22 protein-coding genes are annotated in these 22,850 nt (G+C 38.9%); 10 read left to right on the forward strand and 12 right to left on the reverse strand.

Annotated elements, in window-relative coordinates; genetic code table 11:
* Positions 1–9 precede the first annotated feature (9 nt).
* The 5 genes from J9318_RS07560 to J9318_RS07580 are packed head-to-tail and all read right to left on the reverse strand — an operon-like array spanning position 10 to position 3,574.
* The gene (locus J9318_RS07560) at positions 10–492 is read right to left on the reverse strand and encodes a DUF2069 domain-containing protein (protein WP_210559342.1); all 483 of its coding nucleotides are present in this window, start codon (positions 490–492) and stop codon (positions 10–12) included.
* Positions 493–498: 6 nt separating this feature from the next.
* Entirely contained in the window at positions 499–1,068 is a 570-nt protein-coding gene (locus J9318_RS07565; RefSeq protein ID WP_210559343.1) for an NAD(P)H-dependent oxidoreductase, read from the reverse strand.
* The gene (arsC, locus tag J9318_RS07570; protein ID WP_210559344.1) at positions 1,068–1,415 is read right to left on the reverse strand and encodes an arsenate reductase (glutaredoxin); all 348 of its coding nucleotides are present in this window, start codon (positions 1,413–1,415) and stop codon (positions 1,068–1,070) included. The genes J9318_RS07565 and arsC overlap by 1 nt, the downstream gene beginning before the upstream one ends.
* Positions 1,416–2,900, reverse strand: a complete 1,485-nt coding sequence (gene bepA, locus J9318_RS07575; protein ID WP_210559345.1) for a beta-barrel assembly-enhancing protease — start codon at positions 2,898–2,900, stop codon at positions 1,416–1,418.
* Positions 2,901–2,911: 11 nt separating this feature from the next.
* Positions 2,912–3,574 carry a hypothetical protein gene (locus J9318_RS07580; RefSeq protein ID WP_210559346.1) on the reverse strand — a complete coding sequence of 221 codons (663 nt, stop codon included), beginning with the start codon at positions 3,572–3,574 and terminating at the stop codon, positions 2,912–2,914.
* 89 nt (positions 3,575–3,663) lie between these two features.
* Here J9318_RS07580 and J9318_RS07585 point away from each other — a divergent pair, with 89 nt between their 5' ends.
* Together J9318_RS07585 and J9318_RS07590 are read left to right on the forward strand one after the other, a co-directional pair.
* Positions 3,664–3,876, forward strand: coding sequence for a sulfurtransferase TusA family protein (locus tag J9318_RS07585; RefSeq protein WP_210559347.1), 213 nt, complete (start codon positions 3,664–3,666; stop codon positions 3,874–3,876).
* A 22-nt stretch (positions 3,877–3,898) separates the two neighbouring features.
* Entirely contained in the window at positions 3,899–4,966 is a 1,068-nt protein-coding gene (locus J9318_RS07590; RefSeq protein WP_210559348.1) for an AI-2E family transporter, read from the forward strand.
* A 99-nt stretch (positions 4,967–5,065) separates the two neighbouring features.
* Here J9318_RS07590 and bcp read toward each other — a convergent pair whose 3' ends face one another.
* Positions 5,066–5,536 (reverse strand): thioredoxin-dependent thiol peroxidase, encoded by a 471-nt coding sequence (gene bcp / locus J9318_RS07595; RefSeq protein ID WP_210559349.1) that lies wholly within the window; start codon positions 5,534–5,536, stop codon positions 5,066–5,068.
* A 14-nt stretch (positions 5,537–5,550) separates the two neighbouring features.
* Entirely contained in the window at positions 5,551–6,105 is a 555-nt protein-coding gene (locus J9318_RS07600; RefSeq protein WP_210559350.1) for a glycine cleavage system transcriptional repressor, read from the reverse strand.
* A gap of 140 nt (positions 6,106–6,245) precedes the next feature.
* Between J9318_RS07600 and dapA the strand changes: the two genes are divergently transcribed.
* The 5 genes from dapA (at position 6,246) to J9318_RS07625 (ending at position 13,860) form a co-directional block, all read left to right on the forward strand.
* Positions 6,246–7,130, forward strand: a complete 885-nt coding sequence (gene dapA, locus J9318_RS07605; RefSeq protein ID WP_210559351.1) for a 4-hydroxy-tetrahydrodipicolinate synthase — start codon at positions 6,246–6,248, stop codon at positions 7,128–7,130.
* Between the two features lie 19 nt (positions 7,131–7,149).
* On the forward strand, positions 7,150–8,220 hold the full coding sequence (gene bamC, locus J9318_RS07610; protein WP_210559352.1) for an outer membrane protein assembly factor BamC: 1,071 nt from the start codon (positions 7,150–7,152) through the stop codon (positions 8,218–8,220).
* A 91-nt stretch (positions 8,221–8,311) separates the two neighbouring features.
* A complete protein-coding gene (locus J9318_RS07615; RefSeq protein WP_210559353.1) occupies positions 8,312–11,995 on the forward strand; it encodes an ATP-binding protein in 3,684 nt (1,227 codons plus the stop codon).
* The gene (locus J9318_RS07620) at positions 11,992–12,627 is read left to right on the forward strand and encodes a hypothetical protein (RefSeq protein WP_210559354.1); all 636 of its coding nucleotides are present in this window, start codon (positions 11,992–11,994) and stop codon (positions 12,625–12,627) included. The genes J9318_RS07615 and J9318_RS07620 overlap by 4 nt, the downstream gene beginning before the upstream one ends.
* Before the next feature lie 12 nt (positions 12,628–12,639).
* Positions 12,640–13,860, forward strand: coding sequence for a phosphoenolpyruvate carboxylase (locus tag J9318_RS07625; protein WP_210559355.1), 1,221 nt, complete (start codon positions 12,640–12,642; stop codon positions 13,858–13,860).
* A 13-nt stretch (positions 13,861–13,873) separates the two neighbouring features.
* Here the strand turns inward: J9318_RS07625 and J9318_RS07630 are convergent, their stop codons facing one another.
* Positions 13,874–14,398 (reverse strand): NUDIX hydrolase, encoded by a 525-nt coding sequence (locus J9318_RS07630; RefSeq protein ID WP_210559356.1) that lies wholly within the window; start codon positions 14,396–14,398, stop codon positions 13,874–13,876.
* Positions 14,399–14,437: 39 nt separating this feature from the next.
* A complete protein-coding gene (locus tag J9318_RS07635) occupies positions 14,438–16,879 on the reverse strand; it encodes a DUF748 domain-containing protein (protein ID WP_210559357.1) in 2,442 nt (813 codons plus the stop codon).
* Between the two features lie 166 nt (positions 16,880–17,045).
* Here J9318_RS07635 and J9318_RS07640 point away from each other — a divergent pair, with 166 nt between their 5' ends.
* Both J9318_RS07640 and J9318_RS07645 read left to right on the forward strand, forming a co-directional pair.
* Positions 17,046–17,954: a DMT family transporter gene (locus J9318_RS07640; protein ID WP_210559358.1), complete on the forward strand. Its 909-nt coding sequence runs from the start codon at positions 17,046–17,048 to the stop codon at positions 17,952–17,954.
* A gap of 89 nt (positions 17,955–18,043) precedes the next feature.
* Positions 18,044–18,883 (forward strand): isopenicillin N synthase family dioxygenase, encoded by an 840-nt coding sequence (locus tag J9318_RS07645; RefSeq protein WP_210562405.1) that lies wholly within the window; start codon positions 18,044–18,046, stop codon positions 18,881–18,883.
* Between the two features lie 128 nt (positions 18,884–19,011).
* On the opposite strand, the gene J9318_RS07650 is transcribed toward J9318_RS07645, so the two are convergent.
* Positions 19,012–20,853 carry a M2 family metallopeptidase gene (locus J9318_RS07650; protein ID WP_210559359.1) on the reverse strand — a complete coding sequence of 614 codons (1,842 nt, stop codon included), beginning with the start codon at positions 20,851–20,853 and terminating at the stop codon, positions 19,012–19,014.
* Between the two features lie 51 nt (positions 20,854–20,904).
* Positions 20,905–21,885 (reverse strand): tRNA-dihydrouridine synthase, encoded by a 981-nt coding sequence (locus J9318_RS07655; RefSeq protein ID WP_210559360.1) that lies wholly within the window; start codon positions 21,883–21,885, stop codon positions 20,905–20,907.
* Between the two features lie 160 nt (positions 21,886–22,045).
* Here J9318_RS07655 and gloA point away from each other — a divergent pair, with 160 nt between their 5' ends.
* Entirely contained in the window at positions 22,046–22,486 is a 441-nt protein-coding gene (gene gloA, locus J9318_RS07660) for a lactoylglutathione lyase (RefSeq protein WP_210559361.1), read from the forward strand.
* A gap of 36 nt (positions 22,487–22,522) precedes the next feature.
* Here gloA and J9318_RS07665 read toward each other — a convergent pair whose 3' ends face one another.
* Positions 22,523–22,843, reverse strand: a complete 321-nt coding sequence (locus J9318_RS07665) for a putative signal transducing protein (RefSeq protein ID WP_210559362.1) — start codon at positions 22,841–22,843, stop codon at positions 22,523–22,525.
* Positions 22,844–22,850 lie beyond the last annotated feature (7 nt).

Here is a 22,850-nt window from a genome sequence, read left to right on the forward strand (position 1 = left end):
CGTTTTAGTTTAGTCCTTTTCTTGACGGTTAGACTGAGCTTCAAATTGAGCTTTTTCTTGCTCTTTGAGTTCTTTTATTTTTGGCAATGCCAATCCCATTTCACGGCCTCTAAAACGGGCAAAATAGGTATTGCCAATAAACGCCGCTGTTAACAGTACCAGTTCAATCACAATGTAAAGTTTATTACCTTCAAAGGTCCAAATCGCAGTAAGGCCATGCAAATAGCACCACATGATAACAAAGTTACTCCATGCAAATGTATAAGGGTTTCCTTGCAAAATACCTTTAATAGCCGGTAAAAGCGGTAACCAAAATAAACACAAGGTAATATAAGCCAACGAGTTTGCGTTGGTGTCTAAAACAAAAAATAAAATAGGGTAATAGATAATGAGCCCAAAAAAGCCAACACTACCTATAATTTGAAGTTTTTTTACAAATTGGGCCATAGGTGCGGTTTTGAAATCTGTGGTTGTTGCTTGATGTTTATGCATGCGTAGTTATTTACTCATTTTTTTAGCAGTAGTAGCCAGGCGTTTACCTAGCGCAATTGCGATGTTTTTTTCACTTTCGGATAACGTATCTGATAGGTTTAAACCAGATACATGGCTTGCTCCATATGGCGTTCCACCCGACTGGGTTTTGTGTAAATGTGGCTCAGAGTAGGGGATACCTAATAGCATCATGCCGTGATGTAAAAGCGGTAGACTCATGCTAAGCAAGGTTGATTCATTGCCGCCATGCAAGCTCGAACTAGATGTGAAAACCGCGGCTGGCTTATCAATTAAAGCGCCAGATAACCATTCAGACGAAGTCGTTTCCCAAAACGCTTTTAATGGGCTGGCCATCATACCAAAATGACAAGGGCTTCCCATTGCTAAGCCAAGCGCATCTTTAAGATCGTTAGCTTGAACTAATGGGTAAAGACTCTCATCATCGTCGCTTTTAGATACGGTTCGGATTCTTGCTTCTACACCTTCAAGTTCAATCCCTTTAGCGATTGTTTTAGCTAAATTAAGAACAGATCCATGCTTTGAGTAGTAAAGCACCAAGATATAACTTGAAAGCATTAGATTATATCCAAGACGTTTTCTGGAGGTCTACCAACAACCGCTTTCTCTCCATTAACCACAATTGGACGCTCAATTAGTTTTGGCGTAGCAACAAGTAAAGCGATGAGTTCGGCATCAGTTAAATCTTTGTTATCGGCGCCAACTTCTTTATATTCGGCTTCTTTATGTCGAATGATATCTCTCACGTTCACACCTAACTTGTTAATAATTATGGTTAACGCATCGCTTGTTGGTGGCTGTTTCAAATATTCAACAACGTTTGGCTCAACGCCATTTGATTTTAATAACTCTAAAGTTTGACGACTCTTTGAACAGCGTGGATTGTGAAAAATAGTAACGCTCATTTAAATGGTTCCTTTGATATCTTTAATATACTGCTGACGCTCTCGATATTGATATTTTAACGCCTGGATACGGTTAATCTCAGCATTATCGTTTTTACCTAACATAGCCAATGCTCGGTCTAAAAATGTTATCGCTTCGTTATACCTGGCCATTAAGGCAAATAGTTCACCTTTAGTAATGTTGTATTTTGCCATATTTTTCGAATCTTTGTATGCATCGACTAGCATTTGTGTAGCAAGTAAATCACGTGGTTTATTTAGTAAATAGTATTCGAGTAGCTCTATTGCTCTGTCAGGCATTTTTGCCTCTAACGCTACGTTTGCATAATTCATCGTGACAACATAGTTGTTTGGTTTGATTTTATAGGCTTTGGATAAAGCCTCTAAGGCTAGTTCTGGTTTTTTGGCTGCAATAGCCAAATCTGAGTATGTGTCTAATAAATACAAATTGTTTGGTGCAACTTTTACTAAGCTTTCCCACAACTCAAATGCTTTATCAAATTGTTCATCGTCAACCAAACGTAATAGCAATTCATACTGAAGCGCAAATTTCTTATTGCCACTAGACTTGTCGATTAAGTTTGTTAGATCTTTGATTTTGTCGTATTCAGACCTTACGTAGCGTGCATTTATGCGTGCCTTGACTAACATAAATTCTAATGAGTCAGCATAAAACTTTTTTTCAAATTGCATTGCCCTAAGGCGGGCATCTGTTACTCGAGACTCCGGTAGTGGATGCGTGATCAAAAAGGCGGGTATGTCTGCTTTGTAACGAATTTGCTCTTGAAGCTTGGCAAAAAACTCGGCCGATGCATACGGATCGTAACCCGCATTAGCTAGAATATTCATGCCAATATTGTCAGCTTCTTGCTCGTTACCTCGAGTGTAGTTGATCATCGCTTGTTGAGTACCTGCTGATGTGGCCATCATCGATGCCATAACTAACTGGGGATTAATAGCGGCTAGAAGAATAGAACCCACAATACCTGCGAGAGTCAAAGGCGCACGATTATTAGCTGCTTCTTTTCCTCGTGCTAAATGGCGTTGAGTTACGTGCGCTATTTCATGGGCTAAGACGGATGCCAATTGACTTTCATTATCCGCTTTTGCAATTAACCCCGTATGAACGCCGATAAAACCACCGTAAAAAGCAAACGCGTTGATTTGGTTGTTGTTGACGCCAAAAAAGGTAAATGGAAAGTTTACGTCTTCTGACTTAGCGACCAATTTATTCCCTAAGTCGTTTAAGTACTCAATAATTAATGGGTCTTGAAGAATAGCCGTTTGACCTCTTAATTGGTCGTATATGATGTGGCCAAGACGTCTTTCTTTTTCAATAGATAAGGTACCCAGCGCGGAAGCACCTAAGTCTGGTAATTCATTATCGGAAGTCATCGAATGTGCAGATGCAGCGATTAGTGAAAATGAGGCTGCCAGACTAAGCGTTAATGTTAACTTTTTGAATCGAGAAAAAAGAGGTGGCATAGGTAATACAGTTATCCTTTTATTTGACTAGAGATGATTATGTCCTCAGGTGATTCAGTTGGACTTAGACTTTGCTTTTTAAAACCTTGATCAATACTGAGTCCTCTAATTTCATGAACGTCTACTTCATCTTCTAACATTGAAATCATTCGATTTACTACATTGTGTGCATGAATGATTAACGCCATATCTGCATCGTCGCCATTAACCAATGTAAAGGCGATAAATTTATGCAACTCTGGTATTCGCACTAAAACTTTCATTTGCGAAGGATCCCAACGTCTAAAATCTAATTTAGGATCATTTTCACGATACTCATCAATCAATAAGTTATTGACGTACGGAAAGGCTAAAAGTTCATAACCAGTGCGATTAAAAACATGATAAAGGCAGATACGAGGGCGCCGTTCAGGTTCAATGGCATGCTCCGCCATTGATTTATCGGCAGATTCAGGGATGCCTAAGGTGTCATAATTCCAGTTTTTACGATCGACTATTTTCTTAAAAGCATTATCAAAACCGTAGTGGATGAAGCCTTCTGCATCGGCAATAGATTTACCCACTAATTGAAAAAAAGCCGGTATTTCACCCCAGTTAATTTTCTTCTTAAAAGCATTAATATCTTTAATTTCTGCTTCGTCAGGTAAGCCGTATTTTTCTGGATATAAGCCCATAATTCTCTTTTATTTTTGCGTTTACTGCATTAAAAAATGTAAAGGTGTAGACTACACGCACTTAGACCATTTTGTTCAAGGGCCTAAATTTGAAGTCTAGTTACCAGTTTGATGCCAGAGGCTTAACTTGTCCACTCGCATTTGTACTTGTTAAGCAACAAATGATAAAAAATAACACAAAGGTTTTTCTATTAGATGATGAAATTACTCTATATAATTTCACTAGTTACCTTGAATCTCAAGGTGTTGCTTTTAATAAATCTGTACAAGACTCCATATATAAAATAAAACTATTGGATTAACGATAAGGTTTGGAACCCAATTATGTTCGAAGTAATCAAACAGTGGTACAGGAAAAACTTCTCCGACCCTAATGCCGTCACGCTCGCAATGGTTGTTATACTTGGCATGCTTGCCTTTTTTTGGTTTGGCAAACTCTTAACGCCGGTAATAGTCGCGGTGGTTTTTGCTTTCTTGCTTGAATGGCCTGTTAAAAAAGTGACCCGCTTAGGTTTAAGTAGAAATGTAAGTACAACAATAGTTATTGCCGCGTTTGTTGGTGCAATGACCACTATGATTGTAATGGTCATACCGGTTATATGGCAACAAAGCTTAAGTCTCGTCAAAGAATTACCGGAAATGATGAAAAACGTTAAGGATTTCATCCAAGAGATCCCAGAAAAATATCCTAATATCGATCCCATGTTAGTAGAACGAGTGATGGGGAACGTTGATAACAGGTTTGTAACTTTCGTTGAAGAGTTATTGCAAGGTGTAATGACATCGGTAACGGACATAGCTGCACTATTAATTTATCTTATTTTAGTCCCTCTAATGGTATTTTTTATGTTGAAGGATAAAGCTTCGTTATATGCAGGTTTTGACCGCTTATTACCGACGGAACGAACATTAATAACTCAAGTATCTAGCGAAATGAATCAACAAATTATTAACTATATCCGTGGAAAGTTAATAGAGATCCTTGTCGTTGGTGTGTCCACTTATATCGCGTTTGTCATAATGGACCTTAGATATGCGGCCGTATTAGGCTTGTTAGTGGGCTTGTCAGTTCTAATTCCATATATTGGCGCTGCAGTCGTTACTATACCTGTGGCAGCGGTCGCTTTATTTCAATTTGGTATAAGTCCTGATTTTTACTACGTGATGATAGCTTATGGCGTAATACAAGCGCTAGACGGAAATGTATTGGTGCCTTTATTGTTCTCTGAAGCAGTAGACTTAAATCCCGTTTATATTATTGTCGCAGTATTGTTTTTTGGCGGCCTTTGGGGCTTCTGGGGGGTATTCTTTGCAATACCGCTTGCATCGTTGGTTAAGGCGTTAATTAATGCATGGTCAGTGAAACAACCACCCGTAACGGAAGAAGCTTAAAAGAATAATATTTTGTGATAAAAAAGGCTCCTTGTTTGGAGCCTTTTTCGTACTAATAGAAGTGACAGCAATCAGCCGTTCAGTTATTTACTCAAGCTTTTACTGGTTTGCTAACACATCTAGAACAACTTGATGATGGTCTTTGGTTTTAAACTTATTGAAAAAATGTTTAATTTCACCGTCTTGACCAATAAGAAATGTTAAACGATGAATGCCATCATATTCTTTACCCATGAACTTTTTTAAGCCCCAAACGCCAAACGCATCAGCAACCTTATGATCTTCATCCGATAATAGAGGGAAGTTTAATTCATCTCTCTCAGTGAATTTAGTTAAACGTTTAACGGCGTCAGGGCTAATACCAACAGCTACGGTATTATATTTCTCTAAGTCAGATTTCACGTCTCTTAAATTTTGTGCTTGTACCGTACAGCCTGGTGTCATGGCCTTTGGATAAAAATAAACTAACACTTGATGCTGTTTAAGAACTTCAGCCAACTCAAAGGTTTCACCATTTTGGTCGAGTAAAGAAAACAACGGGGCTTTATCGCCCGCTTGTAACGTATTCATATCGGATACTCCTTTTAGGATACTTCAATAGTAATAGGACTAACGTGGCATTCCATATCATATGAATGACACAAGGCTAAAAAGTTTGTTTCAAACTGATTTAATGATTCTGAGTTTGGCAATGACACTTCGATTTGAGCTGATTGCCAGGTCTTTCCAGACCGCACGTCTGTGCTTGAGCGTAAGCTGGTAATATCGATACCTTGTTCTGCTAGGTATGAAGTAAACACCTTAATCGTACCGGCTTTATCAGGCCCTTCGATAGTAATAAGGTAATGGTTTGTAAGCTCATCGCTAAGGTGTCGCTTTTGAGTTCGTTTCATCATTGTTAGAAGCGACAAACTCATTGCTAATGGTGGTAACTGCGTCTCAAGTTGCAACAAGTCAATGTGTTCGCCTTCCAATAACATGATTATTGAAAATTCATTGGCGAATATTGCCATTTTACTATCTACAACGTTACAGCCGCATTGATAAACGAGGCCTGCGAGTTCGCTAACTAAACCTGTTTTATTTTCACCAATCGCGGTGAGTACAAGATACTGAGGGGCGGTATTAATAGTTGTCATAAATAATGAAAAAGTACTTCTAAAAATAATTCGGCCAAGCAGTTTAACATAACGGAATAAAAACGCATCAATGACGATAATCTTACTTGTTTATTCTAATTTGGCTAAGTAACATACCTTGCCATATAGATGGAGGAAGTATGAGTTTAAATCCCAAATTAACAGGTAGCTTTGTCGCGCTAATTACACCAATGCTAAATAATGGTGAAGTAGACTTTGATAGCCTAACTAGTTTAATTGAGTGGCATATATTAGCGGGCACTGACGGCTTAGTTATTTTAGGCACGACAGCCGAGTCTGCAACATTGAGCGAAAGCGAAAAAATGCAGGTTTTAACTCATAGTATTGATGTCAATAATCAGCGTTTACCAATAGTAGTTGGAAACGGGACTAATTGTACCGCTAGTACCATTGAAGTTACGCAAAAATATGACCATTTAGCCATAGACGGCTTTTTAACGGTAACACCTTATTACAACAAGCCGAGCCAACGCGGCATGATTCATCATTTTAAAGCAGTAGCAGCGGCCGCGACGAAACCAATTATTCTATATAATGTTCCTGGGCGAACGAATGTTGACTTGTCAAATGACTCGGTCAAAGAGTTAATGGCAGTAAGTAATATTGTTGGCATTAAAGACGCAACGGGTGATTTAACGAGAGTTAGACAACTTAAAGAGGCGAACCCTGATTTCATTTTACTCAGTGGTGACGATGCTAGCTCAAAAGATTTCTTACATCTTGGCGGGGATGGCGTAATATCTGTAACCGCTAACATCAGACCTAAAGAAATTGCTCAAATGGTAAGCCTTAGCCGTTCTGGGAAAGCTCAACAGGCACATGAGATTGATTCAAAACTTAGTGCATTGCATCATGACCTGTTTATTGAACCCAATCCTGTCCCAGTAAAGTGGGCATTGTTACAAGAAGATAAAATAAGTTCTGATTTTGTTCGTTTACCCCTGGTAACGATGGAACCAAAACACCATAGTGTTATCAAACAAGCGTTAGAACAAAGTAAATAATAATAAGATGGAGAAGTGCGTGAAATATCTTAAACCGGCCATTTTGGTTACTGTAGTATCTTTAACCACGGCTTGTACGACGGTTAAGAATTGGCTTAGTGATACGCCGAATGTAAATAATACCAAACAAAGCACAACAACTTTGGTTGTGCCAGAAGACTTATTGGCCCCAAATAAAAGCAATGAATTTAAGTTAGCGCCAAATAGCAAAACAGCCAACGCGTCAGAGGTCGTTACATCTCCTTCTAGTGTGCTTGAAATTTTTCAAGGCAGCTGGGTTAACAGTGACGATTCACATCCCTACAAAATAATGCTGGAAAAGCCACAACAGGTAGATAACTTTGATTCATTTTTGTCAAAAACTGTTGCTGATTTAATTGAAAGCCGAGGGTATAAGTTAATAAGCTCAAATGATGGCTATCGTATCGAAGTGGTAAAAGAGTCGGAAATAGGCTTTTGGTTTTGGAAAAACAGTATTGATACAGAACGATTTGTTTTTGATTTACATACTAAGGTGCAGTCACACGGAAGAAGCGGTGAGGCTTATATAGAGCCTATAGAGTTTCAAGTGTTAAGTAAGAATAATGCACCTAAGTTTTCTAAAGCTTACCGTATGCAACAACTTTCAATAGAAATGTTAAATCAATTATCTCTAGAGTTAAATTACCAATTTAGAGTGGTTGTTCAAAAACAACAAATATTGACAGACGTGTCGCTTGCAATGACTACCAACTCTTCAGGTGATTTTGTTATTTCTTCACAAAGAGAAATACAGCACGTTTACAAACAATTAGAAGATATTATTGAAGATCTAGGCTTTTCAATAGAAGAAGAAGACAAAGGACTATTTTTATATACGTTAAGTTACGATAAAAATAATAGCTCTATTTGGAATTCTATATTCGGCTCTGATTACGCGAATAAGTTATCGCTACCAAGTGGTCAATATGAGGTCGTATTGATAACAAGTATTGATGGTGTTTATGCTTCGTTTAGTGATGAAGCTGGGCAGCCTCTTAGCGAGAGTCAAGTAAAAGAGATATTTGATCTAATTATTAAAATAGTCAAAGAAGATGAGATTGAACTGTAAACTTTTTAGTTAACAAACGGTTCATTGAACAACGCCGCTCCTATAGCGGCGTTGCTGTGTTTAGTTTAGGTAGAGATAATTAAGGGACAAGATGCCAGCCTTAAATCGGATAATATTAATTAATACTCATATGCAGGGAGTTGTTGAGCTTAACCTTGATGGCCACACTAATATTTGTGGTACAAACGCCTCTGGTAAGACAACACTTCAGCGATTAATTCCAGTCTTTTATGGCGAGTATCCAAGTCGGGTTGTACCCGCCACTCGTGATTCCTTTGAGCGTTGGTATTTACCCCAAACTAATAGTTATATTATTTATGAGTATTTACGCGGCGACGATGATGTTGATGTATGTCAAGTCGTGCTGACATCTTCAGGTAAGGGCGTTGATTACCGATTAATAAACAAAAAATTTGAGTTGGCAGATTATTTGTCTCAAGGTGTATTAGAAGATCAACAAGCAACCAGTCCAACAGAATTGGTTCGTACAATTAAACGTGACGGTATTTTATGTTCTCGTAAGCTTAATACCAAAGAGTTCAAAGCCATCATTCAAAATGATAGGGCCGTGTTGGCAAGCCATAGAGATTTACCAGGTTATGCTCGATTATTTAGCTTGGCTTATGGAAACAAAAATCTTCGTCACATAGAAAAGTTAGCAAAAGCCGTTCACAGCAAAGAAGGCAAGATGGAAACCATCAAAGCGATGGTAGCTGCTATTTTAGAAGAAGACGGTATCACGCCAGGAGAGACTAAACTCAGCGCGACTAAAGTGGATGAGTGGATTAGAGAGTGCAAGCTCATTAAAGGTTTCGAAGCCATTCGACCAGAATTCACCAAACTTGAACAATCCTATTCTGATTTTAACCAAATTAATCAGCGCCTTGCAGAATTGAAGCAGCAAATTAGTCTAGATCAAAGCATTTTGGCTAAGTCAAAAGCAGAACTAGATGGTGCCATGTTGCAGAATAAACTCGATTATCAGCAGTTAGAGAATGTTTGGTCTGAACAACGCGATGAATTAAATCAGACACACTCTGCAGCTAAATCAGATGTGGAAATTTACACATCGAAACTTGATACCGTTGAGTCTGAATATGACGACTGGCAAGAAAAGAACATAGAGAAATATAAAGAAAGCCTTGAGCAACTTCCTCGCTGGAATAGTGAATTACAAAGCGCAGAGTCAAGATTAGTATTACTTACAGATCAACACCAAGATATAGAATCTAGATTTAATAAACAATTGATTGATATTCGAGATCAGCACGAACAAGAGCTCGAAGCTTACGTTGAACAAAAAGAAACGCTTAAAGATGCTCGAACTGAAAAGATGACCGATCAACACAGTCAACTAAGTGCGTTACAAACCAAGTTCGACAATGAATTAAACTCGCTTAATTCAGAATATCGAGAGCAAAAGTTCACGTTAGAAACCGAACTTACAAAGTTATCTACTTTAATCAACAATGTCGGGTTTACCCAACAAGAACAACATCAATTAGAGTTACTAGAACTTGCTGTACGTGAAGCGTCAGAGCTTGAAGACGTTGCAAGGGAGAAGTTGAAACAGGCACAGGATAGCTTGACTAAAGTAAAATCAAGTCAGTACCACGAAGACCTTAACTTACAAAAAGCAAGACAAGACGTCGCTGAGAAAGAAAAGGCCGTTGAGGCAGTTAATGCGATTTTATACCCAGGGCAAGGCTCATTACTTGAGTTCCTGCGCCAAGAAAAGCCGGGTTGGGAGAGTAATATTGGTAAGGTTATTAATCCTTCGTTATTACAACGGACAGATCTTGAACCAAGTCTTTCTTCTGGTAGTGATGAACATAGTTTTGGACTTGTTCTCGCGACAGCTAATATCAAACTGCCTGCTGATTGTGTACAAGAATCCGAATTACAAAACCGTTTAGACCTTGCTGAGCAGCAATTAAAAGATGCGTTAGAAGCTCAATATAGCTCAGAGTCTAAACTATCGGATATAAATAACGGGTTACGAACAGCTGAGCTTCAATGTGCAAAGGCACAAACAGAAGTTAACAATGCTTTACTTAATCGTAAACGTGCAATTCAAGATAAAGAACAAACAACACATGAGTTTCAAGCGGCACTTAAAGACAGAAAACAGCATTATCAAAAGCAAATAGCCCAACAAACCAACGCATTACAAACATTAAAAATGAAACAGGATGAGGCGCTTGATGAAGTTGCTGATCAGCAAAGAGACGCTGAAATGGAACTCAAGTCTCACTGGCAAACATTGATTAATGAAGTGGAACAGCAATTAGCTCAAATAGAAAGTCACATCGGTCAATGCCAAACATCGCTTAAGTCAGAAATAAAGCAACTTGAGCAATGGCAAAAGGACGAGTTAGCAAATAGAGGTGTTGATGTTGATGACATCGGTGATATCAAACGAAAGATTAAACAGCTCAAAGACGATATCAACACGACCGAAAAACACAGACATTTAGTCTTAGAATTTAATGTTTGGTACCAAACTAATTATGTAAAGCAAAAAGTCGTTTGGCAACAGCAATTGGCTGACGCACGACAATTAGAAGCGCAAAGTAAACGTGAGTTGGATAAGGCGTTAAATGCCTATAAACAAAACGTTGCGACAATAAAACAAGTTTTGACAGATACCGAAAAGGCGCTCAAGAATACGATAGAGCAAGAGCAACAAGCGCAACTAATATCCGCTCAAATTAAAAAGCTTAAGTTAGCTGATGTTCAACCTGTGCGAGAGTCTGGCAATATTGTCCAAAGGCTAAGCGAGGCAAGCAGTTTAATGGCCAAAAGGGAAGAGCAACTACAAGCAATTCGTCACTATGTTGATAATTTTGATCAAAAAATAGCAGCGCAAAGTGGTACCGGTTTTTATGACGCATGGGAGCGAAGTCGCGAGGCGTGCAGCACAATAGACGAAGACGGGTTGCGTCAAGTTGATGCGGTGAAATTAGTACCAGAACTAGACCAACTTATTAATGGTTTAATACCACAAAAATTAAATAGTATTCGTGAACAAGGCCGAATCTTTGGTTTGGCACTATCTGAGTATTACAAGATACTAAAAGATATTGAACAACATATTGGTTTACAGAGTGAACGAATAAGTAAAGAAGTTGATGAAGAGTTATTTTTAGATGGCGTTTCAGACTCTGCGGTTAAAATTCGCTCTAAAATAGATGAGTTAGAGTTTTGGCCTGATTTACAAAGGTTTAATGACCTGTACGCAAAGTGGATTGCATCTGGGGCACACACTCTGCCTGATGATGACTATGCACTTAGTATGCGAAGAGTTATAGATATCTTAGGTAAAGCTGCATTATCTGGTGGTATTAGCAAATTACTCGATATTGAATTACACATCAAAGAAAGTGGCCGAGAGTTAGTGATAAGAACAGACAGGCAACTTAACGAGTCTTCAAGTCACGGTATGGCCTATTTAATTTTATGTAAATTTTTATTGGCGTTTACGAGACTGTTACGTGGAAATAGTGATGCTATTATTCATTGGCCGATAGATGAGTTAGGTACCTTGCATCAGACTAATATCAAAAAAATATTTGATGCCTGTCAGAAGAATAAAATTCATGTGGTTGGTGCATTTCCTAATCCAGAATCAGAAGTATTGTCGTTATTTAAAAATCGCTATTTGATTGATAAGCAGAAACGTCAATTACAGGTCGTTGAGCCAAAAATTAACGCAATATCAAAACGCATTAAAGAAAAACTTAACAAAACAGAAACAAAGGAGATATCAGCATGATTAGTCAACAGGGCGTTGTGCTTGAGAAGCTGTTATCAGGTTTATTCATTTGTGAAATCACAGATGAAGACAGCTTCCGTTTCCTAAAAGTGTCGAGTAATCGCGAGGCCATTAGTCAGCAACTAAATGTATTAAATCGTCAACTCTCTAATGCTGCAGATGAACAAGTCTATTACGCGTCTTATCAAACGATAGGTGATAGTGAACGTGAAAAACTAACTAAACAATTTGAAGATGTTTCAAACCACTTATTACCATTGATTGAGTGGTTGTTGTTAGTTCAAGAAGCGCTTAATAAAGATCTCAGCTTATCTCAGGGTATGAACCTCCGCCTTAACGAGTTGCAAACGGTAATTGAAGATACACCTGCCTATGCAGAGCAATTAAACAAAATATCTCGTTATGCCATGTTTGGTTCAAAGGCGGCTGAATTAGACGCGCAATTAAAATTAATTTTCAAACGTTTAGTAGAGTTAGGATATTTAATTAAGCCAAACCAAGATAAGCAAATCTATACAGTGACAGGGAAGATCGATTACCTGTTTGATGTATTAAAGTTTATTGATGAGACTGAGCAGTTGGGCGTTTCAAAGAAAGCCGAAGATGCTATGTCTCAAACACATTTGTTGTAACGGCGGCGAATTATGAATAACAACTTGAAAAAAGCGGGTATCTCATTGCTAAATGCCTTGAGCAATCATTCCGAGTTGGTGATGCAAGCTTATTTCTCAGGCAGTATCAATGAGTCTGATTATTCGCCAAAGGTGATTAATAATTTATTAGACGTAAAAATCTTGTGGCGCCCTGAAAATGAGCGACAACTACGATTGCGTCCGTCATTACGTACCTTGCTTGAAGAAAGTCTACAAGATGAAAATAACCGACAAATTGACGCCAATATAGGATCAAGTTTGACGACGTTAAAAACGCAAGCGGAACACTATAAAGATGCGCTTGCCCAAGGGCGCTTTAAGGAGTCGGAAGCGGTATTGTCGGATGTGACAGAGCGTGTTTATAGCCTTACTGATATGTTAGCAACCAATGTTCGATTAATATGGTCGCGTATAAGTAATGAGTTTGGATATGTGTCAACTGTTGATGCCAAAATACGAGAAAACGAATTAGCACAGACTCAAGTATCCGAATTGTTAAACCAGTTAAGCTTGTTCCAATTTGATAAGTTGAGCGAAATTTCTGGTTCCCACAGAGAGTTACGCCATTTGCTGGTGGTTACCTTACAAAGTAGTTTTGCTCATTGTACTCAAGAGCTGAGTTTAGCGCAGAGTAAGCTAATGGACTTACTTGGCAGGTTTAGAGAGTTTAAAGGGCGAACGCGTTTGTTAAAAGGGTTCGTATTGCATCTTGAGCAACAACCAGACTTTAAGCCGCAATCTTACCCAATGTTATCGCATGTCCCTACGCTATTTAATGTTAGCGAAAGTATTATAAGTCCAGCAGCGATTGATGTTAACGATGTATCACAAGAACACGAGTTATTAACTATGGTCGATAAAATACGCCATATTAATCGCCGCCTCGTTCCTGTGCGCACTGGAAGTAATAGTTCGCCATTAGTAATGCAGGATACAGCAGCAATTGAATTAGAGGAAAGCCGTCTAAAAAATGCGGTAGAGGAGTTTTTCTGTGATGTCATTGAAGCGGGTAAAAATACGACAGCTTTAGATTACTACGCACAAAAACAATTAGACTTTGATCCGGAAGTTTGGCTTTATCAGGTCATTGGCGGTTATCATGGTTTACCTGAGCAAGACAAAGATTATTTTGCAATAGAAACGCTTGGTGCGCCAGATCCCGCGTTTAGCGGTAATTACGTTATCACCGATATTGAGATAGGTCTGCAATAACGCAGACCAGGAACTAATTTTCGTTAATTAACTCTTCTACAATACGCTTTAGTAAAAAGGTTTCTCGTTCTACAGACATGCCTTTTTTTGAGCTGTGCTTAATGGTTCGTTCGTTGTGGGCAATGGCTTCGAATATATTTACCCATTGTGGTGTCATTCCGTTTTGAACCTCATGAGGCTCAAAAGTAGGGGCAGTTAATTCACCTTCTATTTCACAGGTAAAACAATATGACTCCATGTGGATAATATCAAAACCCGGCTTATGCCAAGGTCTATATTCCTTGTATAAACCAAATTCTTTAATGTTCACTACTTTCTGCGCGCCGGTTTCTTCTTTTAATTCACGAACTAAACCCTCAGTAATGGTCTCTTCATTATCAACACCACCACCAGGTAAACTAAAGTCATCGTAGCGCTTGGTGTAAAGCATTAAAATTTGACGTTGATTTAACACAATAGCTCGTGTTGCTTTTCGTGTAAAAGTTAATGCATTTAAATCGCTAATTTCAGGGTGTATCGCAGTTGTTAATAAGCGCAAAATAACGGATTTCCATTTAAAAGTTTAGTTGTGTCAAGATTATGTTTCATTAAATGCAATACGCGGCTTAGCATTCGCTTTATATTCAATTGTTGGCGCACAGGCTAAAATTCGTTTTGATTTTATTTCGCCTTTGTTAACTAAAAACGATTTTGTGTCCTCGGCTCGACGTTGTCCTAAATCTATCAGTTGCTGAACTTGTTCAGCAGTAATTGATTTTTTACTTACACTACTTTGCTCATTTTCTTCAGCCTCTTTTGATAGTAGATCATCGATGACACTGATTGGGCATAGTCTTATATTAGTAGAGTCGTGTTTTTGCAACACGAGTGCTAATTCCTGTAACCGTTGAATCTCTTTGTCGGTAAGTGCGTCTTGCTGCGGCTCAAAAAGCATATCGTTAAATCTTAACTTTAAAACATGTTTACTGGCAGAGAGAGCAAAGTTTACAACATTAGCGTACGGCACAAACGTATTTATCAAATAGTCTTTTGCAGCTGACATCGTTGCGCGCTGGACAATAAGTGATAAAAAGCCACTAAAGCCAACAGAAGGGTTATTGAGGTCGCCATCAAAGGGAACATTAAGTTCAACATGCCCGTCGCCGTCTTTTAACATACCTAAAGCATAATTGAATGAGATTGCACCACCACTAAACGAACTCTCCTCGCCTTGATTAGATATGGCTGTCAAATCCACCGAGCGCATCAATAAATCAGCTTCACCTTCGATTTTGTTGCCGACAATATTGGCATTGATTGTACTATCTAGTTGCCCGGTATTTATATGATAACCAAGAGCAGAGCTAATGTAGGGAGAGATTGATGCTAAATCAATTTCATCTAATGTGATTTTTATATCGTGTTTAGGCGATTCTATAAACAGCTGGCTTCGGTCAGAGACATTGATTTGGGCATAGGTATTATTTGTAGCTGCTAAATCAAAAACACTTACTAATTGCGGTTGACTACTATCAATATCAGCGAGTCGAATTGATTGTACTTGTATTAACGAACGGAAGTTTGGCTCAACACTTAAATCAAGGGTGTTTAAGTTAAAAATACCGTTGTTTGATAGCTCTGCCAGTTTAAGCGTTATCGTCGGTCCCGAGGCTTTTGTCGACTCTGTTGTGGATTCGTTTGTGGACTCTGTTGCGGTTTCAATTGAGGCTTGCTGCGAACTTACTGTGTCAGTAGTCGTATTATTTTTAGAATTTGCTGTAACTTTGTCAGTCATGCTGTCTGAAGGTTGCGCAGGTGAGGGCAGTACAAGATTTGCTAAGGATTTATCTTTGTTGACTATAACATTAGTGGATAAGTCACCAATTATGATGTTCTCTATTGAAGCTAGACTATTGGATAGCTCGACGTTTTTAATCGTTAACTCAGTTAAATCTAATAATTTAGGTACTGTTTGGTCTTCATTTGGCATTAATTGCAAATTAACAAAGTTTGCGTCGGAAAAAGCGACATTATATTTCGGCACGGCATCGTTTAAGTCGACAATACTAGACACATTGTTGAGCTGAAAAGACGCTAAGGTCAACATGGTTTGTGCTGTTTTTACAGTACTGACATTGGTGTTTTTGAGTGATGTTTTGTACATCACATCAGCACGTAAGTTTTCGCCCGCAGTTACGTTAATCTCAGCGATATCGGTATGCCACTGCTCAAAATTAACACTAACATCTTGTGGTGAAGAAACTACCTTAGTGTCGTTTAACGTAAGGCCAGCTTGTTCTAAATAAACCGCAACGGTGTCAGGGTCATCAAAAGTAATTTGAGGGCTAAGTCCCAGCAGTATATTCGTTATTACAGAGAGGCCTTGATTATCATCGCTAAGTTTATAGGCCAGGTCGCTGTTTAATTTAAAGTTAAGAGCTTTAGGTTGCAGTTTATTATTTAGTTGAAGATCAAAATTCTCGATGGTTAAGTTTTTTAAATCTATGTTATGACGCTGATTATTTAGGTTGGTGTTAATTAAAATATTTGATAATTCAATGTTAGATATCAAAACATCGGTAATAAAAGGTTCACTCGGCTTGGCTTGTTCAGCTTGACTTTTTGTTTCTGAGTTTTTGTCAGCCGATTCACCGGTACTCGTTGTAAAATTGTCGGTAGACCATCCATTTAGTAGTAAGGCGTTGTCATCTTGTTTTGCCATATTAAGGGCGAGGCCCGATAGCTCAATATCGTTGATGATAAGACCCTGATTAAAAAGCGGTGCCAACTCAAGGTTAATTCTCATGGAATCAAAAGAGACTAATTCGGTTGTGTTGTTATGTAGCAAGGCGAAGTTTTTGACATTGAGCTCACTAATAAAGGGGTCATAACTGACTGACAAACTTTCTTTTAAAGTTAGATTTTGTTCAGCAAACGCATATTCCACGCCCCAACGAGTAAGATAGGAGGATAAAGTAAATAGCCCAACTATAACGGCAACAATGCTTGATACTAACAATAAAACAATGATTCTCTTCATTTTTCCTCCCTTACACATCGATTGAATAACTTAGCACTGATTGAATAAAATTGGCATTGATAATTAAAAATGTAACATTAAAAAGTGTATCGTTTTCACACCATTAAAGTATATACTCTAGGCTTATAAACGGATGAATCGTTGCTACTTTTTAGTTGGATAAACAATGCCTGTTTCAATTGCGTTTTTTGTTGTTGTTTTAGTTTGGTCTACCACACCGTTAGGGATTGTTTGGAGCAGTGAATCCATTGCACCCACTTTGTCTTTGTTAATGAGAATGTCAATTGCGGCAACGGTTGGTTTACTATTAATGTATTCCCTTAATATTAAACTTAATACTTCACGAAGAGCCTTCAAAGTATACTGTTTTTCTAGTATCAGTTTATCGGTTGGTATGCTGTTTTGTTATTTTGCCGCGCAATACATATCGTCGGGTCTTATGGCGCTGAGCTTTGGATTGACACCAATATTATCTGGTCTATTAGCACAACGTTGGTTGTCCGAAACTAAGTTTACTAAAACAAAAAAAATGTCGTTATTTATTGCGCTTACTGGCCTAGCAATTGTGTGTAGCGAGAATATGGTAATTAACGACGGCGCTATTTATGGCTTTACTTTCATTTTTGTTGGTGTGGTGTTATTTAGTTTAAGTAGCGTTTTGGTTAAAGGCGTAAAAATAGATCTTCATCCGTTATCAACTACAGTCGGCTCGTTAATAGTATCTCTGCCCGTATATCTATTAGCCTGGTTGTTACTCGATGGCGAAGTTAATTATGAACAGTGGCAGCCGCGAGCTGTGTGGTCAGTTATTTATATGGGAATATTTGCGTCGTTACTTGGTTTCTTAGCGTATTTTTACATATTACAAAAGTTGGAAACGAGTACTGTTGCATTAGTAACCATGTTGACGCCAGTTGTGTCTATGACTTTGGGCATACTTCTTAATAACGAACGTTTTTCTATGACTTTACTAGTCGGTGGCGTTTTAATAATGATTGGACTAGGTGTTTTTCAGTTTGGTAATCGTTTTTTTGCAAAATATAATCGAACAAAAAATAGTAATCTCGGCGTTTAGTTTGATCCAAGTTATGTTTTTCTGCTTTATCTTTTGATTACGGACTAAAATCACATATAATTCGCGGCATAAATTACGAGATTGGAATTATAATGTTATCTATTGTTGATTTTAAAGCTGATAATGCAGCTCAAGAGTTTGTTAAGTCTCTTCATGAAACTGGTTTTGGTGTTTTAAAAAACCACCCATTACAAAAAGATTTATTGCAGTCTATTTATGACAATTGGGCTGGATACTTCGCTTCAGAAAATAAACAAGACTTTCACTTTAATGTAGATACTCAAGACGGTTTTTTCCCAGATACAGTGAGTGAAACAGCCAAGGGTCACGATAAAAAAGACATTAAAGAATACTACCATTATTACCCTTGGGGCCAATGTCCAGAAGAGCTTCGTGAGCAAATTCATGCATATTATGAACAAGCTAACGAATTGGCATCGACGTTATTAGATTGGGTAGAAAAGCACTCTCCAGCAGACGTTGCAGCGAATTATAAAACGGCACTTTCTTCAATGATTAAAGACAGTGAACAAACGTTACTTCGAATTCTTCATTATCCACCGATTACTGGTGAAGAAGAGGCAGGCGCTATTCGTGCGGCCGCTCACGGTGACATTAACTTATTAACCGTGCTACCAGCAGCCAACCAAGGTGGTTTACAAGTTCAGAAGAAAGATGGTTCTTGGTTTGATGTACCTGGTGACTTTGGTTGTTTAGTGGTGAACATTGGTGACATGTTACAAGAAGCGTCAGGCGGTTATTTCCCATCTACTATTCACCGTGTAATAAACCCTGAAGGGGCGGATCGCAGTAAGTCGCGCATTTCTTTGCCACTATTTTTACACCCACGTCCTGATGTAGTGTTATCTGACCGTTATACAGCGGGTGAATACTTAGATGAACGTTTGAGAGAGTTAGGCGTTAAATAAGATGTTACCTGTCGGACAGTAACCAGCAAGGCTATTTAAGACGGCGCATAACGCATAAAAAAAGCGGAGTTTTTAAACTCCGCTTTTTAGTATCAAAAAATTAAAGCAATTTAGGGCAAATAATTAAATTACCAGCCACACTGACGATTAACGTTTTGCTTGTCTAACCAAGTCTTAAGCGGTGCAAAGTAATCGATAACTGCGGTAGCATCCATTTCTTTAGAACCTGTCATTGCCTCTAACGCTTCTTGCCACGGTTTGCTCATACCCATTTCCAACATAGCGTTGAGCTTTTTACCTACGTCTTTGTTGTTATAGATGGAACAGCGATGTAGCGGACCTGTTTCACCTGCAATGTTACATAGCTCACGATGGAACTGGAATTGCAGAATATGGGCTAGGAAATAGCGTGAATAAGGTGTGTTTGCCGGAATGTGATATTTTGATCCAGCATCAAAATCTGCTTCCGTTCGTAAAACTGGGGCTTTTACGCCTTGATATTCTTCACGTAACTTCCACCAACCTTCATTATATTGTTCAGCTGACAATTCACCGCTAAATACCTGCCAGCGCCATTTATCAACCATTAGACCAAACGGTAGAAATGCGACCTTGTCCATCGCCATACGCATAAGAAATGGCAAATCTCCTGATGCATCAGGCTCAGCGTCAATAAGACCAATTTCTTTTAAATATTTTGGTGTGATGGATAGTGCTACAGTGTCACCAATTGCTTCGTGGAATCCATCGTTTGCACTTCCTCGATATAGTAAAGGCTGTGTTTGGTTATAAGCACGTTGGTAAAAATTGTGACCAAGTTCATGATGGATAACGTTAAACTCTTCACCGGTTTGCTGAATACACATTTTGATGCGGTAGTCTGTTTCCGTTACGTCCCAAGCGCTAGCATGACAAACTGAATCGTGGTCGATTGGTTTATCAAATTGTGAGCGTGTCCAGAAGGTCTCTGGAAGTGGATCAAAACCCAATGACGTAAAAAAGCCTTCTGCTTGTTCAACCATTTTGATTGAGTCGTAATCATTAGCTTTTAACTTTTCAGTAACATCGATTCCGCTACCACCTGAAGGTGCAACAAGATCATAAATATTGCCCCAAGTTTGGGCCCACATATTACCTAATAAATGTGCTGGAATTTCGCCTTGTGCAGGTGCAACTTCATCACCATACTTTTCATTTAGCTTTGCTCTAACATGACAATGTAATGAGTCATACAGCGGCTTTACTTGGCCCCATACACGGTCCATTTCAGCGGCAAATGCATCTGGCTCCATGTCATACTTTGAACGCCACATAGCACCAACATCACTAAAGCCAAGATCTTTGGCGCCTTGATTGGCAATCTCAACCAAGCGTGTGTACTTGTCTTTCATGCTTGGAGATACTTTTCGCCAATCAACCCAAGCGTTTAACAAGGCTTCTGGATCATCAGAGGTTGCTAGGGTATTCGACAATTCAATCAAATCATATTTTGTACCTTCTGGAGTCTGACCAGAACCGTAAATCGCAGATAATTTACTTTCGATTTGTGCAAGTTCAGAAGCTAACTCAGGAGACTCCGCTGGAGCTGGTAAGGTAAGGCCTAAGCGAAGAAGGTTTAGCTTACGCTCTGTATCAAAATCCAATTTGAGGTCTTTGAATTTGGCTGCGCCATTAGCTAGTTCTATACCAAGAAGTTTAATTTCTTCATTAGCTTTAGAGGCGATAAATTGTGTATCTTCGGTGATATAGGTTTGTGCTACCCATTCGGCTTTAGCTGCATACTCATAAAGTTCAGCTAATCTTTTCTCAGCGTCGACAACATAAGCTTTAGCATCGTTAACCGTAAGAGTTTGTACTTGAGGTGTTTGCTGTGAAGGCGCATTGTTGACTGACTCATTACCACAGCCGACTAAAGCCATTGATACGGCACTTGCCACTATTAGGCTTGCCGAAATACGTTTGTTTTTCATATTTGATCCTGGTTCTATTTTTATTATTTGATCACTATGTCCGAAGTTAGATTAACTAAGCACAAGCGATTGCGCAATATTAGAATGTAAGTGGTGTTCTAAATGAATAGCAGATAACATTTCATCTGTTTTTTTGATAGTACGGATGGCTCTAAAAAACGACTCTGCCTGTGGATAGGTCATTTTAAGATAAACCATCCATTGCTTGACTCGGTTTGAATAATAAAGGCCTTTGTCACCCTCAATCTCATGTTTTGAATAGCTAATTAGCAAAGACAACACATCTACCCAAAGTAACGGTTCTTGGTCACCTTTAATCCAAGCTGCTAGATTCGGTAGGGCGAGTGCACCACGTCCAATCATTAGGTTGGTACAACCTGAACGTTGCTGACAAAGGTTCGCTTGTTCTGGGTTCCAAATTTCACCATTTGCAATCAATGGCGTGTCTACATGTTGGCTAATACTTTTTATTTGTTCCCAATAAGCCGGCGGTTTGTAGCCATCACTTTTAGTTCTTGCGTGAATAGCAATTTCCGAAACACCGCCCTCACTTAAGGCCTGTGCATTTTCAATGGCTAAAGATGAATCATCAAAACCGAGTCTCATTTTGGCAGTGACTGGTAAATTCGAATCAACGGCTGCTCTTACCGCCTTTGCAATACGGTATAGCGTATCAGGCTCTTTTAATAAAATCGCGCCACCACGACTTTTATTGACTGCTTTAGCAGGGCATCCAAAATTTAAGTCGATCCCCGGGCTTCCTAAACGTGTTGCTACAACAGCATTTTCGGCTAACCAATCTGGGTCCTGTCCAAGTAGCTGAATTCGTACTGGCGTGCCAGAAGGTGTTTTACAGCCGTTATATAATTCGGGGCAGTAGCGATAGAAAACGCGTTCAGGTAACTTTTGATCAACAATGCGGATAAATTCGGTAACACACAAATCAATACCACCAAAACTAGTCAGCATTTGGCGCATTAAATGGTCTATAACACCTTCCATCGGCGCTAATGTAATTTGTGGTTTGATCATTGTCATAGTCTTAATGTTTTAGGGGCGCGTATTATAATGACTTTGTGCAAGGGTGACCAGTTTATCACTTATATAGGGAAGCTGTTTTGTCGAAGCGATTGATGTTTTGCCTAACAATACATGGTAAATTGACCAAAATTAATTTACACACGGAGCTTATATGGAATACGTTCACACTATGGTTCGAGTAAAAGACTTAAATGAGTCTATGGCGTTTTATTGTGATTTATTGGGGCTAAAGGAAGTACATCGACAAGATAATGAGCAGGGGCGCTTTACATTAGTATTTTTAGCGGCACCAGACCAATTAGCAGAAGCTACCGAAACAAAAAAACCAACCATTGAGTTGACCTATAACTGGGATCCCGAGGAATATACGGGCGGCCGAAATTTTGGCCATTTAGCATTTAGAGTTAATGATATTTACGAATTATGTCAAAAGCTGCAGGATGGCGGCGTTGTGATTAATCGACCGCCGAGATGTGGACATATGGCATTTGTAAAATCTCCAGATGGCATCAGCATTGAATTAATACAAAAAAATGGGTCACTAGAGCCTAAGGAACCATGGGCGTCAATGCCTAATACGGGTAGTTGGTAAATCTTTTTTAAATACTGAAGTTGGCAACGGGGCTATTTATAGTTGCTGACTATCTAAATGTTCACATTGCCAACAAAACTCAAAGCTCGCGTGGTTGGTTTCGCCACAGTGCGAGCAGTCCCAGTCAGGTTTGTCGCTGTTGATATCGGTTTCAGTCGCGCGGCAAGCCGCTTTTGCTTCAGCTACGTCATTATCATTTAACACCCAAATTTGAGGCCATGCTTCAGTAAACGGTAACTCACCAATAGCTCCGGATATATATTCATTTTTAATCAAATGCTTAATGTCCAGTCGCTTTAGTGTTTCGATAAAGGGTTGTAATTCTAAAGTATTGCTACATTGATAAACTTTCTTCATTCACCCA

Source organism: Psychrosphaera aestuarii (assembly GCF_017948405.1).
In the GTDB taxonomy this organism is placed as follows: Bacteria; Pseudomonadota; Gammaproteobacteria; order Enterobacterales; family Alteromonadaceae; genus Psychrosphaera; species Psychrosphaera aestuarii.